This window comes from Tolypothrix campylonemoides VB511288_2 (genome assembly GCF_045999855.1).
GTDB lineage: Bacteria > Cyanobacteriota > Cyanobacteriia > Cyanobacteriales > Nostocaceae > Scytonema > Scytonema bouteillei_A.
On sequence record NZ_JBFPMW010000002.1, the window covers coordinates 322,892 to 337,721 of the forward strand.

12 protein-coding genes are annotated in these 14,830 nt (G+C 41.6%); 6 read left to right on the top strand and 6 right to left on the bottom strand.

The genetic code is table 11. The features are described 5' to 3' along the window. Positions 1-282: 282 nt before the first annotated feature. Positions 283-879: a photosystem I assembly protein Ycf4 gene (locus tag AB0756_RS05790; protein WP_038080110.1), complete on the bottom strand. Its 597-nt coding sequence runs from the start codon at positions 877-879 to the stop codon at positions 283-285. A gap of 492 nt (positions 880-1,371) precedes the next feature. Between AB0756_RS05790 and psbD the strand changes: the two genes are divergently transcribed. From psbD to AB0756_RS05805, 3 genes are all read left to right on the top strand, one after another. After that, entirely contained in the window at positions 1,372-2,430 is a 1,059-nt protein-coding gene (gene psbD, locus AB0756_RS05795; RefSeq protein WP_038080114.1) for a photosystem II D2 protein (photosystem q(a) protein), read from the top strand. Then, positions 2,414-3,802 carry a photosystem II reaction center protein CP43 gene (gene psbC / locus AB0756_RS05800; protein ID WP_038080117.1) on the top strand — a complete coding sequence of 463 codons (1,389 nt, stop codon included), beginning with the start codon at positions 2,414-2,416 and terminating at the stop codon, positions 3,800-3,802. The genes psbD and psbC overlap by 17 nt, the downstream gene beginning before the upstream one ends. A gap of 763 nt (positions 3,803-4,565) precedes the next feature. Beyond that, entirely contained in the window at positions 4,566-5,330 is a 765-nt protein-coding gene (locus tag AB0756_RS05805; protein WP_038080121.1) for a sporulation protein, read from the top strand. A gap of 142 nt (positions 5,331-5,472) precedes the next feature. Here the strand turns inward: AB0756_RS05805 and AB0756_RS05810 are convergent, their stop codons facing one another. Then, complete coding sequence (locus AB0756_RS05810) at positions 5,473-6,513, bottom strand: sensor histidine kinase (protein WP_038080172.1); 1,041 nt, start codon at positions 6,511-6,513, stop codon at positions 5,473-5,475. 606 nt (positions 6,514-7,119) lie between these two features. On the opposite strand from AB0756_RS05810, the gene AB0756_RS05815 reads away from it, so the two are divergent. The 3 genes from AB0756_RS05815 (at position 7,120) to AB0756_RS05825 (ending at position 10,027) form a co-directional block, all read left to right on the top strand. Then, a complete protein-coding gene (locus AB0756_RS05815; RefSeq protein ID WP_038080123.1) occupies positions 7,120-8,139 on the top strand; it encodes a glycosyltransferase family 2 protein in 1,020 nt (339 codons plus the stop codon). A gap of 37 nt (positions 8,140-8,176) precedes the next feature. Then, entirely contained in the window at positions 8,177-9,019 is an 843-nt protein-coding gene (locus AB0756_RS05820) for a phytanoyl-CoA dioxygenase family protein (protein ID WP_050046324.1), read from the top strand. Between the two features lie 105 nt (positions 9,020-9,124). Continuing rightward, a complete protein-coding gene (locus tag AB0756_RS05825; RefSeq protein ID WP_038080126.1) occupies positions 9,125-10,027 on the top strand; it encodes an aspartoacylase in 903 nt (300 codons plus the stop codon). A 16-nt stretch (positions 10,028-10,043) separates the two neighbouring features. On the opposite strand, the gene AB0756_RS05830 is transcribed toward AB0756_RS05825, so the two are convergent. The 4 genes from AB0756_RS05830 to AB0756_RS05845 all read right to left on the bottom strand — a co-directional run bounded on the left by AB0756_RS05830 (position 10,044) and on the right by AB0756_RS05845 (position 14,631). Continuing rightward, positions 10,044-11,012 carry a TIGR03885 family FMN-dependent LLM class oxidoreductase gene (locus AB0756_RS05830; RefSeq protein ID WP_038080129.1) on the bottom strand — a complete coding sequence of 323 codons (969 nt, stop codon included), beginning with the start codon at positions 11,010-11,012 and terminating at the stop codon, positions 10,044-10,046. A 98-nt stretch (positions 11,013-11,110) separates the two neighbouring features. Next, a complete protein-coding gene (locus tag AB0756_RS05835) occupies positions 11,111-12,736 on the bottom strand; it encodes an alpha-amylase family protein (protein WP_038080132.1) in 1,626 nt (541 codons plus the stop codon). Between the two features lie 87 nt (positions 12,737-12,823). Beyond that, a complete protein-coding gene (locus tag AB0756_RS05840) occupies positions 12,824-13,162 on the bottom strand; it encodes a hypothetical protein (protein WP_050046325.1) in 339 nt (112 codons plus the stop codon). Positions 13,163-13,860: 698 nt separating this feature from the next. After that, positions 13,861-14,631, bottom strand: a complete 771-nt coding sequence (locus tag AB0756_RS05845; protein ID WP_050046326.1) for a hypothetical protein — start codon at positions 14,629-14,631, stop codon at positions 13,861-13,863. Between the last annotated feature and the right edge of the window lie 199 nt (positions 14,632-14,830).

Genomic DNA, 14,830 nt, shown 5'->3' on the forward strand with positions numbered 1-14,830 from the left:
CCGCGACCACCGGGACTGGCGAACCTGGAGGGGTTTCTCGCGTCTTGGCTACTAGCGTATAGCCCTTACGGGCATAGCTTCGCATCGCGAAGTGTGTCGCGTCGGCGACGAAAGCGTCTCGCGTCTCCGATAGGAGATACCCAGAGCGGTCTTCCACGCTAGGAGACTGGGGTATAGCCTGTAGCAACGAGTAGCGTCTCCCTAAGGAAATCGCCGAAGAGCTAAGGGCAATCTTGAATATCAGCCATCAGCCATTAGCCATTAGCTATTAGCCATTAGCTACTACAGTCCTTCCAAAGGTACTTCCAAAAAGCGTGCCAATTGAGCGCCTTGAGTTTCCAACTCTTGCAATGCGATGGGTTGACCGACTGGCGATAAAGGAATGTCTCGACGACCCTTAACGCGTAAGTAAAGTGCTCGACGGGGATTAAGGCCTTCTCTAATTTCTACTCGAACTGATTGTACGTCTTGCGTGCTGCAATCAATTTCTATACGACGGTTTTTGCCAGGAAAGCCCCAGCGAAAAATTTTTACTTTTCCTGTTTCTCGATTGAAATCGTTGTATCCGCCGCCTATGTCCCAAAGAACTGTTAACCACAGGTAAAGGGCTAATAGTATTCCGGCAGAACCGTACAACCCCATGACTAATCCTTGGGGATAGAATACCAGTTGCGTTGGGTCAGTTACTAGAAGTAAATTCACTTTTAGATAACTTGAAACTCCAGCTAGCAAAAAGCCTGTGGCTCCCATTGAGACTACAGTTGCCCACCAGTAGTTACTGAACCGACGGGAACCGAGAACCTTTTGATGAAGAACGTTTGAAGTAGAGTTCCCCTCTGACGGGAACTCGCCTTTGTTGATGGTTGTTGATGCCGTCATCGAACTGAACTACCTTCTAATTCAGGGGTCAGGAATTGGGGGTTAGGGGCTAGGGTGTAAACTTTCGCCTCTTGCAAACAGCTTTTCCCTAATTTGGGTGCTCCTTTTCTCCAGTCTGCCACTGGAGCACGTGTATTGCAAGTTTTGTGAGATTTCTGAGAAAAGTTGTGTCAGATTGTAAAAATTCTGATATTAATCATAAGTAGAGGATTTGTGCTTTATACCTAATTTTTAAGTGTTAATCGAGCACAAAGCCGAACTAATGTGATAAGTTAAGAATCATTAAGTTTCTGCAAGATGGATTACCAACTGGTAGAAACTGTTGTGACACTAGTGTAAGCAACCTCAATGAGGTTTTATGAGAGACTTAAACTACTTAAGGTAGTAGTTTCTCACAATAGTCAGTTGCTTTGAGGCATCTGTCAGTGTCATAAACAAAACCTTAATTCCTCAAAAAGTTGCAATTTTAGTAAAAAAGAGGATTTTAGTCCAATGACCATCGCAGTTGGACGCGCCCCCAGTACAAGAGGGTGGTTTGACGTTCTAGACGACTGGTTGAAGCGCGACCGTTTCGTATTCGTAGGTTGGTCGGGGATACTGTTGTTTCCCTGTGCATTCCTCGCCCTCGGCGGTTGGCTGACCGGTACAACATTCGTAACAAGCTGGTATACACACGGCTTGGCGTCCTCCTACTTGGAAGGATGTAACTTCCTGACAGTAGCAGTATCCACACCAGCAGACAGCATGGGACATTCGTTGTTACTGCTGTGGGGACCAGAAGCACAAGGAGATTTCACCCGTTGGTGTCAGCTTGGGGGGTTGTGGCCCTTCGTAGCGCTACACGGAGCCTTCGGTCTGATCGGGTTCATGCTCAGACAGTTTGAAATCGCCAGACTCGTAGGGATTCGTCCATACAATGCGATCGCGTTTTCCGCGCCGATAGCAGTGTTCGTGAGCGTATTCTTGATGTACCCCTTGGGACAATCATCCTGGTTCTTTGCACCAAGCTTTGGCGTCGCAGCGATCTTCCGCTTCTTGCTGTTCTTGCAAGGGTTCCACAACTGGACACTCAACCCATTCCACATGATGGGAGTGGCTGGTGTACTCGGTGGAGCGCTGCTGTGTGCGATCCACGGAGCAACAGTAGAAAATACTCTGTTTGAAGACGGCGAAGGCTCGAACACATTCCGCGCCTTCAACCCCACCCAAGCAGAAGAAACCTACTCCATGGTGACAGCAAACCGTTTCTGGTCACAGATTTTCGGGATTGCGTTCTCCAACAAGCGCTGGTTGCACTTCTTCATGTTGTTTGTACCAGTGACAGGTCTGTGGATGAGTGCTGTTGGGATTGTCGGTTTGGCACTCAACCTGCGAGCATATGACTTCGTGTCGCAAGAATTGCGTGCGGCAGAAGACCCAGAATTTGAAACATTCTATACCAAAAACATTTTGCTGAACGAGGGTATCCGCGCTTGGATGGCTCCTCAAGACCAGCCTCACGAAAAATTTGTATTCCCTGAAGAGGTACTGCCCCGTGGTAACGCTCTCTAATAGACCTGCAGTGATGGGCGCAGGACGCGACCAAGACTCCACCGGTTTTGCTTGGTGGGCTGGTAACGCCCGTCTCATTAACCTCTCCGGTAAACTTTTGGGTGCTCACGTTGCCCATTCTGGTTTGATTGTTTTCTGGGCTGGAGCAATGACCTTGTTTGAGGTTGCTCACTTCATTCCTGAAAAGCCCATGTACGAGCAGGGCTTAATCCTGCTACCTCACCTAGCAACCCTTGGTTGGGGTGTTGGTCCTGGTGGTGAAGTTATTGATACCTTCCCCTACTTTGTCGTTGGTGTATTGCACCTTATTTCTTCGGCAGTACTTGGTTTTGGCGGTATCTATCATGCCATCCGAGGTCCAGAAACCCTAGAAGAGTATTCTTCTTTCTTCGGTTACGACTGGAAAGACAAGAACAAGATGACCAACATTATCGGTTTCCATCTCATCATCTTGGGATGTGGCGCTCTGCTGTTGGTACTAAAAGCGATGTTCTTTGGCGGTTTGTATGACACTTGGGCACCTGGTGGTGGTGACGTTCGTGTTATTACTAACCCAACACTGAATCCTGCTGTGATCTTCGGTTATATACTGAAGTCACCCTTCGGTGGTGAAGGTTGGATTGTCAGCGTTGATAACCTAGAAGACGTTGTTGGCGGTCACATTTGGGTTGGTTTCATCTGCATCGCAGGTGGTATCTTCCACATTCTCACCAAACCTTTCGGCTGGTCTCGCCGCGCTTCAATTTGGTCTGGTGAAGCTTACCTCTCCTACAGCTTGGGCGCTTTGTCCTTAATGGGCTTTATCGCTTCCTGTATGGTTTGGTTCAACAACACTGTTTACCCAAGCGAATTCTACGGTCCTACTGGTGCTGAAGCGTCTCAAGCTCAAGCTTTGACCTTCCTCATCCGCGACCAACGTTTGGGTGCTAACGTTGGTTCCGCTCAAGGTCCAACGGGTCTTGGTAAATACCTGATGCGCTCTCCTACAGGTGAAATCATCTTTGGTGGTGAAACCATGCGCTTCTGGGATTTCAGAGGTCCTTGGCTGGAACCTCTAAGAGGACCTAACGGTCTTGACTTAGACAAAATCAAGAACGACATTCAACCATGGCAAGCTCGTCGTGCTGCTGAGTACATGACTCACGCTCCTTTGGGTTCTCTGAACTCCGTAGGTGGTGTAGCAACAGAGATCAACTCCTTCAACTACGTATCTCCTCGTGCTTGGTTGGCGACTTCTCACTTTGTACTGGCATTCTTCTTCTTAGTAGGTCACCTATGGCATGCTGGTCGCGCTCGTGCAGCTGCTGGCGGTTTCGAGAAGGGAATTGACCGTGAAACTGAGCCCGTATTGTTCATGGGAGATCTTGATTAATAAATTCTTTCATCACTGATAATCGGGTTAAAGCTTCTGCTTCAAAGCAGGAGCTTTTTTTTATGAATTATGAATTATAAATTATGAATTATGAAAAAAGAGTTTTCCCTAACCCTTACCTCTTCCCAGACAAGAGAGCATCCTTACACTCAACTCCATTGAGGTAGAAGGGCTGGGGTGATGGGTATGTTTATCTCATAATTGAAAATTTAACAATATCATTACAGACAAATTAGGAATTGGTCAGTTAAGCTAGGTTTAATATATGAAAGAATTATGAATTATGAATTATAAATTATGAATTATGAAAAAAGAGTTTTCCCTAACCCTTACCTCTTCCCAGACAAGAGAGCATCCTTACACTCAACTCCATTGAGGTAGAAGGGCTGGGGTGATGGGTATGTTTATCTCATAATTGAAAATTTAACAATATCATTACAGACAAATTAGGAATTGGTCAGTTAAGCTAGGTTTAATATATGAAAGAATTATGAATTATGAATTATAAATTATGAATTATGAAAAAAGAGTTTTCCCTAACCCTTACCTCTTCCCAGACAAGAGAGCATCCTTACACTCAACTCCATTGAGGTAGAAGGGCTGGGGTGATGGGTATGTTTATCTCATAATTGAAAATTTAACAATATCATTACAGACAAATTAGGGATTGGTCAGTTAAGCTAGGTTTAATATATGAAAGAAATTAGTTCCATACAGGCTAAACTTCATAATTCATAATTCATAATTCATAATCCTTCCTTCTATGTTTAAAAAGTTTTTAGCAAGTGTAGGTATTGGTGCTGCAAAAGTTGATACACGCTTGTTTAATGATTCCGTTGTGCCTGGTGATTTGCTAGAGGGTGAAGTTCATATTATTGGTGGAGATGTCGCGCAAAATATTGATGATATTTACTTGAAATTGGCGACTGAGTACAAGCGCGAAACAGAAGACTCTACTTATCATGAAGAATGCGTGATGGTTAACTATCGTTTATTGGAGCGATTGAGCATTCAACCAAAAGAGGAATTTGTTGTACCATTTTCACTCCAACTTCCCTATGAAATGCCACTTAGTTTGGGGGGTACTCCTGTTTATGTGAGAACGGGATTGGACATTAAAACTGCTATCAACCCTAAAGACAGGGATGCGTTGGAAGTTAGACCTCACCCTTTAGTACATAGAGTTCTCGAAGCAGTAGAGAAACTGGGTTTTCACCTCCATAAAGTAGAGTGCGAATACGCCGATCGTTTTGGTGGGGCTTATCCTTTTGTGCAAGAGTTTGAGTTTCGTCCTGTAGGAAACTACAGAACTCAATTAGATGAGTTAGAAATTATTTTTAACTTAAGCCCCCATGAACTAGAAGTTTTAATGGAGATTGACAAACGGGCCCGTGGCTTTAAGGGTTGGTTGGATGAAGCGTTTAATGTTGATGAGCGCTTTGTAAGGTTTTATTTGACAGAATCAGATCTCTATGACACGAATGTAGAAGCCATGATTGATGATATTATCCACAATCACATACATTGAACTACTATAGCAATCCTAAATCATTAGCTATTAAGTTAAATTTAGAGCGAAGGCAAAAGTAATAAATCTCTTCCGCCCTTTATCTCTGCCTTTTCTATTGAATCGTCCCCAAGCACTAACCTCTATCCCCTCATACCTGTTTTCAAACCAATGGCAACGAGAATTGGAATGTGCTTCCCTCATCTAGCTTGCTCTGTACCTGGATCTCGCCTCCTTGTAACTCAACAAGACGGTGCGAGATAGCTAAACCAATTCCAGTACCTCCAGGGCTGAGAACACGAGAACGATCCGATCGCCAAAAGCGGTCAAACACAAAGGGTAGATCCTCTGGACTAATGCCCTGCCCTGTATCAATAACTGCAATCCATAATTTAGGAGATTCGCTCCAAACTCTTATCATTATGGTACCTTTAGGAGTGTAACGGATTGCATTGCCAAGAAGGTTTACCAAAATTTGCTCAACTCTTTCGGGATCGGCAGAGACTAGGGGAAGATTGAGCGGACAATCCAAACGTAACACCGGACCTTCTTCTAAAAGTTGATCCGAGAAGCGCTGAATCAAAGACAGAAACAATGGATATAAATTAACAGGTTGTATATTGATAGGTAAATATCCTGCTTCTGCTTTAGAAAGTTCTTGTGTATCATCAACTAACCGATGCAATCGCGTTGTTTCCCTAGCCAATCTCTGAAAAACTTCTACCGAAGGCTCAATTGTACCATCTGCCAAACCCTCCAAGTATCCCTCTAAAATTGTCAGTGGGGTACGAAGTTCATGGGTTAAGTCTCCTATAAGTTCTCGACGGCGCTGTTCCACACCTTCAAGATTAGCTGCCATTCTATTGAAGCTGATGGCAAGACGGTTTAACTCTGGAATCTCATTTTCAGGTATTCGCGCTTTTAAATCTCCCTGTGCGAATTGCCGAGTAATTTTTTCCATTTGATTGAGAGGTTGTACAATTCGTCGGGCAACTAGATAACTTAAGCCACTTGCGACAGTTGCACCTATTAATATAGAGCACCAAGCTCCTCTGTTCCAGGCTGTTTCAAACTCCTCAACTAATTCATGCCGAATTTTACTTAAGTCAAATCCCCTACCCTCTAGAGACTTTAAATGCAATCCAAACAGTTGGGGCGAGAAGAACCTGCCTACCATAACTAGGGTGCTCAAGCCTACTAACATGACAAGAACGTGGGAAAAAAGTAATCGCGATCGCAGGCTAACCTTACTCACTTTTTGTCTAAGTATCGGGGTTTTTCCATTTATAACTTACTACAGCAAAGCTATTTCAGCAAAAATTAGATGAATTAAAGACTCAGTATTTTTACAGATTTTCTCTTTACTACTTTAAAAATATTACATTCTGGAAACTTCTTTACAGAAAATTTAACTCAGTATTTTTACAGATTTTCTTTTTACTACTTTAAAAATATTACATTCTAGAAACTTCTTTACAGAAAATTTAATAAAAATCGGGTTATTAACATCAGAAATTAATCTCAAAGATAGTATTATAAAGTTAATTTTTTTACTAAAAATATAAAAAAATATTTTTTGAAATCAACAACTTGTCACATTTTCGTCATAGAATTTACACAGATTTGTTAAGTGAGAATTGTAAGCTTTCATATAGCAATGGGGAAATTACGTATAACATAACTGAATAACTCTAAAAACTATCAGTTAATGATTTCCTATTTCAATTGCTTCTATTGTGAGATATAGCAAAAATCAGAGCTAGTCTCTAAACATGGGATTCAAGAGTACTTATCACCAACCGTGAAAACTGTGAATAAATTACTGACTATCGCTATACCCACTTACAATCGCGCAGAATTACTTGACCGCCAATTGGCATGGATTGCTCAAGCCATTCAAGGTTTTGAATCTGAGTGTGAAATTTACGTTTCGGATAATTGTTCCACTGACAATACTCAAGAAATTATTAAAAAGTGGCAGACAAAACTCAATCATATTACATTTAATGCCAATAAAAATCCTGAGAATTTAGGTGTAATGCCTAATATCATAAACTGTCTAAAATCTGCAAAAACAAAATATGTTTGGGCAATTGGAGATGACGATCCAATTGAAAATGAAGCAGTACCGTATATTTTTGAAAAAATTAAAAAATATGAGGACTTATCACTCTTATTTCTTAATTTTTCCGGTCGTAACAAAACAACTGGCGAACCAGTTCATCCACCTACAATAATTGGAAATCGTTGGTTTGATATTGATAGTGAAAATGGCGATCGCGACGGAAAAGCTGTCTTTGAACACTGTTTTACTAAGAGCGTGGGAGCAGTCATTTTTCTAACAGCTTCTATATACAGAACCGATTTGGTGCAAAGTGCTCTTCAAAAATGGGAAGACGCTGCACAAAACTGGATATCTTTAGCGTACATAGCAGGTTACTGTGCTGCTAACGGTAGAGTCATCGTAACTAAAAAGACTTACGTAGAATGTATTGTTGGGGTAAGCTATTGGCAGAAAGAACAAAAGTCAGCACTATTAATGCAATACAAACATATAACTGAAGTGTTGATGAAACTGGAACAAAACGGCTATTCCAAGCAATATTGCAGGCAAATGGTTTGGAGGAGCTTCCAAGAAGCTAACTGGAAAGTGCTCTTTGGTGCATTGAGAAGATGGCCCATGTTTACGATAAAGACTGTTGTTCCCTTCTTTACTCTAGTTGTTTTATCTGTTTTAGATATAATGGGTAATCGGGAGATGTCTGTAGGAGAATATGCTGAGTTATCCACTAAGAGTTTGTCTAAAAATGGGGTATCATCTATAAACTAAAAAACCAAAAATATGCACTTTAGCTAACACTTACGTCATGATTAACAACATTGCAAATCAAATTAAAAGAAAAGTCAATGACTTACAGTCTGAATTAATTTACAAGACAGAGCTTATTAAGTACGCAGGAAAAGTCCCTGTGTTAGAAGAGCGCGATCGCAAAATTGTAGATGCTCTCAAAACAGAGGGAGCTTATGTGACCTCTCTTGAAGAATTGGGTATAAGCACTACTTCCACACTTCTCAAAGCATCAGATGAGCATCTGTCTGGGATGTTATCGGTAAATCAAACAGGTAAAACGGAAAGATTACCGCAAATTTATACGATGACAGATTTTCCAGAGTTTTCTCAATGGGGAAAGGAAAAAAGACTACTCTCCATAATTGAAAACTATATTGGACTTCCAATTGCCTTTCACGGGGTCCATTTGCGTAAAGACTTTCCTAACGAGAACCAATTTGGAACTCTTCTTTGGCATAAAGATTCCGAAGACCGCCGTATTATCAAAATTATTATTTATTTAACTGATGTAGAAGAGCATCACGGACCTTTTGAGTATATCCCCTTATCTTTAACCTCAGCGCCTAGCTTGAATTATTACCGACTTTATTACAAACTGTGGAGGTCTAATTACGTAGGCATTAACGATGAACAGGTGCAAGAAATTATTCCTAAAAAGTACTGGAAATCGTGTCCCGGACCCGCAGGTACAGTTATTTTTGTAGATCCGCGACGTGCTTTACACCATGGAACTTTAAGAACACAAGATAGGTCAGCGCTGTTTTTTGTTTATACTGCTAATCCCCCGCAACGCCCGGAATTGTGTACTCAATATTGGGACGATACTTTCCCCAAACCACAAGTCTTGTGTAAAAATTAACATTTGCCAGATCTCCGACTTCTTGAAGAAGTCGGAGAGATCGGGTGCTGAACTTTCTTCGTATATGTTTATATACTTGAAGAAAAGTTCTGGATTGCATAACTTATGACTAAAATTAAACGGGTTGCAATAGTGGGCGGAACCCATGGAAATGAATTTACAGGAGTCTATTTAATCAAAAAATTTGAAAAAGATCCTGCTTTAATTCAACGCCCTAGTTTTCAAACATTAACATTATTGGGAAATCCCAGAGCTTTTGAAGAACGCAGGCGATATATTGAAAAAGACTTAAATCGTTGTTTTTTGAAGCAAGACTTACAGGATACAACTTTATCTAGTTACGAAGACACTCGCGCAAAAAACATACAACAACTTTTAGTCCCAAAAGGGAACTCCCAAGTAGATGTCATTATGGATTTACACTCGACAACTACAAACATGGGACTCAGCATTATTTTGCAAAACAAGCATCCTTTCTTACTTAACTTGGGAGCTTACTTAAGTTCGGTGAACCCATTGGTAAAAGTGTCCTGTCCTGCTTCCGATAAAGAAAGTAGTTTTCTCCGTTCTCTTTGTGAATTAGGCTTTGTTATTGAGGTAGGTCCGGTTGCACAAAGTGTTTTGAGTGCAGAATGGTTTCAAAAAACTGAAGAACTTGTATGTACTATCTTGAATTATTTAGAAGCTAGCAACCAAGGAACAGTACCACAATCTCCCAGTACAGTCACTGTTTATCTTATTACCAGTAATGTAGATTATCCGAGAAATGAGAGGGGAGAAATTCAAGCAATGATTCATCCTCGGCTTCAGTTTAGAGATTACCAACCACTTCATCCTGGCGATCCAATGTTTCTGACTTTTGATGGTCAAGACATTCCTTATACGGGAGAATCCACTGTTTATCCCATATTTATCAATGAAGCTGCATACTATGAAAAGGGAATTGCCATGAGTTTCACCGAAAGGCAAGAAATCTTACTTTCTAGCAACAACCTCATGGAGATGTAATCTTCACAATCAAAAATTAATTACGTGTTACTACTGGCAAGACTTTTTCACCAAAAACTTCAATAAACTGCTCCTGCTCCCGATTAACATTGTGCAAGATAAGTTCATCAAATCCGAGATCGACATACTCCTGAAGCCATTCAATATGCTGTTGTGGATCTGAAGAAATCCGGACGTGTGCATCTAACTCATGGGGTTGAACAAACGCTCCAGCAGCATCAAATTGCTGTGGAGTTCGTAACTCTGTCATCAAAATATTCTCAAAAATATTGTTGCGCCATTGCTGGTGTGCTTTTTGCCGTGCTGCGTCCTCATCGCGATCGTAAGAAAGCTGAACTTTCAAAATCATAGGTTTGCCTTCACCACCACCACGACGAAAAGCTTCAACAACTTCTTTGAGCTTGGAAATTGGGTGAGAAATAGTAATCAGTCCATCAGCCCAACTGCCAATCCATTCTGCGGTTTTAGAGGTAATAGCAGCTCCAATAACTGGGGGTGGTGTTTCAGGGCGGGTGTATAGTTTTGCCTCTTCGACACACACTAACCCATGATGAGTGACAGTTTCCCCTCTCCAAAGAGCACGCATTACATCGACACATTCTTTAAGACGAGCATTGCGTTGAGACTTGGTAGGCCAAACATTGCCAGTAATTTGTTCGTTGAGTGCTTGACCGCTACCAACCGTTAAGATGAAGCGATTGGGAAAGATTTCCAATAAAGTTGCTACAGCTTGAGCAACGATCGCTGGATGATACCTCTGACCTGGAGCACAAACCACTCGATAGGAAAGTGTGGGTGTAGCTTGCATTGCAGCACCCAGCCAAGACCAGGCAAAACCGCTTTGCCCTTGTTGTTCGCTCCAAGGATGGAAGTGGTCGGAGGATAGGACATGAGTAAATCCAGCTTGCTCTGCCAATTGGACGTACTTGAGCAATTCGCTGGGTTTAAATTGTTCGTGGGAAGCTTGACAGCCAATTTTTATCATATGTTTTGTTAATTGTTAATTGTTAATTGCTAATAGCTAATAGCTAATTGTTCTATTAGCCATTAGCCATTAGCTATTAGCCGTTAGCCATTAGCTATTTAACGCATCGTATTTGCTCGGAACCAACGATAACCGTATGCTGATAAAGCAATGGAAAGCACTTCACCTTGAATTGGTTCGTATTGCCGATCGCAAAACAACTCAATCAAGTGCTTGTACTTGTTTGTTTTAATAGTGGCAATACACTCTTTATCTGCAAGATTGTGAATTGCGATCGCCGCTCTACCTTGCCACTCACAGCAGTGAGCAAAGACACAAGGTTCATCGGTTTCTAGAATTTGCCACCCTCCCCGACCAAATTCCGGACATTGCTTGCGAATGCGGATCAGTCTTTCCATCCAATTCATTAAGGAAGCTGGGTCGCGCTGTTCGGTAGCAACGTTAACGTGTTTGTAACCGTAATTGCCTTTTGAAATGGTTGGTTTGGCAAGAGCTTTTTCGAGAGAAGTGGAAAAACCACCATTGGGTTCGTCCGACCACTGCATCACAGTACGAACGCTTTCGCGACCTTCTAAAGACAAATCATCACCCATACCGATTTCATCACCGTAACGCAGCATGGGAGTACCGGGTAAGCTGAACATCAAACTGTAAGTCAGTTCTATACGATGACAATTGCCTTCTAGCATGGGTGGTAGTCGGCGACGAATACCCCGTCCGAAACTCCGCATATTTTCTTCAGGGGCGAAAGCCGCAAAGACTTCTTCGAGTTCTTCTGAAGCCAGCCCAGAAAGATCGAGTTCATCGTGATTTCGGACAAAGTTAAGCAATTGTCCAATTTGAGGAATTTTTGGTATTGACTTTAATCCATCAATCAGAGGTGCTGCTTCCTGACGAGCAAGAGCAAGAAACATATGGCGATTCAACAAAAAGTTGAATAGCATGTGCATGCGATCGCCTTCTCCAAAGTACACGGAGAATTGGTCCGGTTTTACATTTGCTTCTGCAAGCAGTATTGCATCAGTACTGCGCGAAGAAAGAAATTCTCGCATTTGAGACAGAAAATTTTGCAGGCATTTTTCGTCTGCACCTTCAATCCCAAGTCCCGTTATCAAGAAAGGAGCCGCATCTATCCGAAAACCAGACACTCCCAATTCCAACCAGAAACCCATAATTTTATAAATTTCTGCTTGCACTGCGGGGTTAGCAATGTTCAAATCTGGTTGTTCTTTGTAGAAGTGGTGCAGGTAATAGGCTTGAGAAGTTTCGTCATACTCCCAAACACTGCTTTCAATATCAGGAAAAACAGGTTCTACTTGGTGTTCGGGAAGCTTATCTGTCCACACGTAGTAATCCCGGTACTTAGAGTTTTTATCAGATCTTGCTGCTTGGAACCAGGGATGTTGATTGGAGGTGTGATTCACTACCAAATCCACTAGAACCCGAATCCCTCTCTCGCGTGCTTGGTACATGAACTCCACAAAATCCCCGAGCGTTCCCAATCGAGGGTCTACATTGTAGTAGTCCATGACGTCGTAACCATTGTCTCGATTGGGGGAAGGATAAAAAGGTAAGAGCCACAAACAAGTAATTCCCAGTCCAGCAAGATGGTCCAAGCAGTGAGTTAGTCCTTGAAAATCACCCACACCATCGCCATCCGAGTCCATAAACGTTTCTACATCCAGAGAGTATGCGATCGCGTTTTTATACCACTGGTCTTGCATCAAACCTCCTCTTCTCAAAAATATTGATTGCAGCTTGCTTTCCAATATCCGTATGACTTTATCGCTCGATTATCTAAAAAGCATGACTTATTTTTTACCTTTTTGAGGCAAGTAATCGGGACATTCACTAGCCGATCGTGTCATCACTAAACTAGGCTGCACGGCACATTGCAAGTATTGATTTTGTTTAAAGAATTGGCATCTAAAACACGGAATTCGAGAATAAAGTTTTGAATTAACTATTCTTTGATATAAAGCTTGTGTGAAATTAGTTTGCTTTAAAAAAGCGATTGAAAAAACGAGTAAAAAGAAGAGAGGAATTAAAAAGACACTTTCACTGGGAATCACAATCTCTGTTTTTGACGCAGAGTCTTGAGGTGACTCGCTGGGAGTCTGCTCTACAATAATTGCTTTTTCCTGATTCATTGTTAGTCAAAAATATTACAACATTGTATACCCTACCTAGTATCTAGCTTTATCAATAGTATTTTTAAGGAGTTATATCAAGTTCGGCTAAACACTTATACTACGTCTGTAGTTGTAACTCGCATACATCACAACTACAAAGATATAGTCATTAGTCCCACATGAAACTATGCCCGTTACTATAAGAACGAACATATCTCCTTGGTCTTAGTCAAAAGGTAGGTTCAATTACAGTAGTATCTCTAAAGGCGATCTCGATACACCTATCTCAAGATATGTTCTCTACCCTAAATCATTTCTAAGAAACTTATGCTCGGGGCGAATAGAATTCGCGACTGTACAAACAAAGTCCACCTACGTGGACTTTATGAAAATAAGAAACTTATGCTCGGGGCGAATAGAATTCGCGACTGTACAAACAAAGTCCACCTACGTGGACTTTATGAAAATAAGAAACTTATGCTCGGGGCGAATAGAATTCGCGACTGTACAAACAAAGTCCACCTACGTGGACTTTATATAACCTGCTAACCACTAACATTGAATGGTGGGCTGTCTTCCCTACCTACGGGTCATCGGTCACTAGTACACGAAGGCAGAAGTTCGTAGGCAGAGGGCAGAAGGCGCAAAAGCTTTATGGTAAGCTTTTTATCTTTTACTAATGGTTGCCTTATTTACGCCGTGTAGTACTAGTCACTTTAAGGGTAGATAGCGCTAGCAATAAAGACGGGCTTATTTCTATAATCAGCCTCTAACTGGGCTTTCACTCTTTCATCCCATTTTACGTTATACGCTTGTTCAATCTCATTGACATTAAACGGACGCAGTTCCCCCACAAGCATCACGGTCTGGTCCTTCTGAATCTCCTGTTGTGGCGAAGGTTTGAGAAAAACCAGCAAATCCTGTGCGCCTACTATATAATTTTCATCTAGAGTAAATAAAACTGGGCTTTGAATGTTATCCACTTCCCCTCTCACTGCAAGAGTTTTACCATAGAATCTTTTGGGATTGCTCGTGATTTGACCGGGTGTTGGTGACTGTATTATATTTTGAGCAATAATGACAGGTTTGTTCAGATAATCTTTAAAGTATTCATCCTGCAAATCCAAATTGTAGTCACGCTCGATTCGTGGAATTTCTAAATTACGAACTTCACCCGTGACTTGAACTTTTACGTCTTTATTTTGAGGTAAATCAAATGGTACGCCTGTAGTGTTGACGACTACAAAGGGCTCGCCACTCATAAATCGGCTATCACTAACTGTAAAAGAGCTTGAACCAACTTTTTTAAAAGGCTTGCTGATAATCGTCACGGTTCTACCAATATAATCATCCGTGTTGCTGGTTATATCATAAGTACTTGTAAGCCCTGGAGGTGAAGCCGCATCAGTACCATATCCCATTCGGACAAACATTGCCAACACTGCTGTGGCTATGACTACCTTTGCATTCCAAACATGTTGAAACATCTCGTTTGTGCTAGAATTTAAGTGGTTTTTGTTACCTATATCCACGTTTATCGGGCTTTTGTTACCTAGATTCATGGTTCTATAAATATTTTTTCAAAAGGGATAAATTCGCCATTTGTTTGCAAGAACATCTAAAAAAATTAAAGAAAGGCTTTACTCACATCTTTAATAAATTAAAGATTGTTTGGCTGCAAGGCAA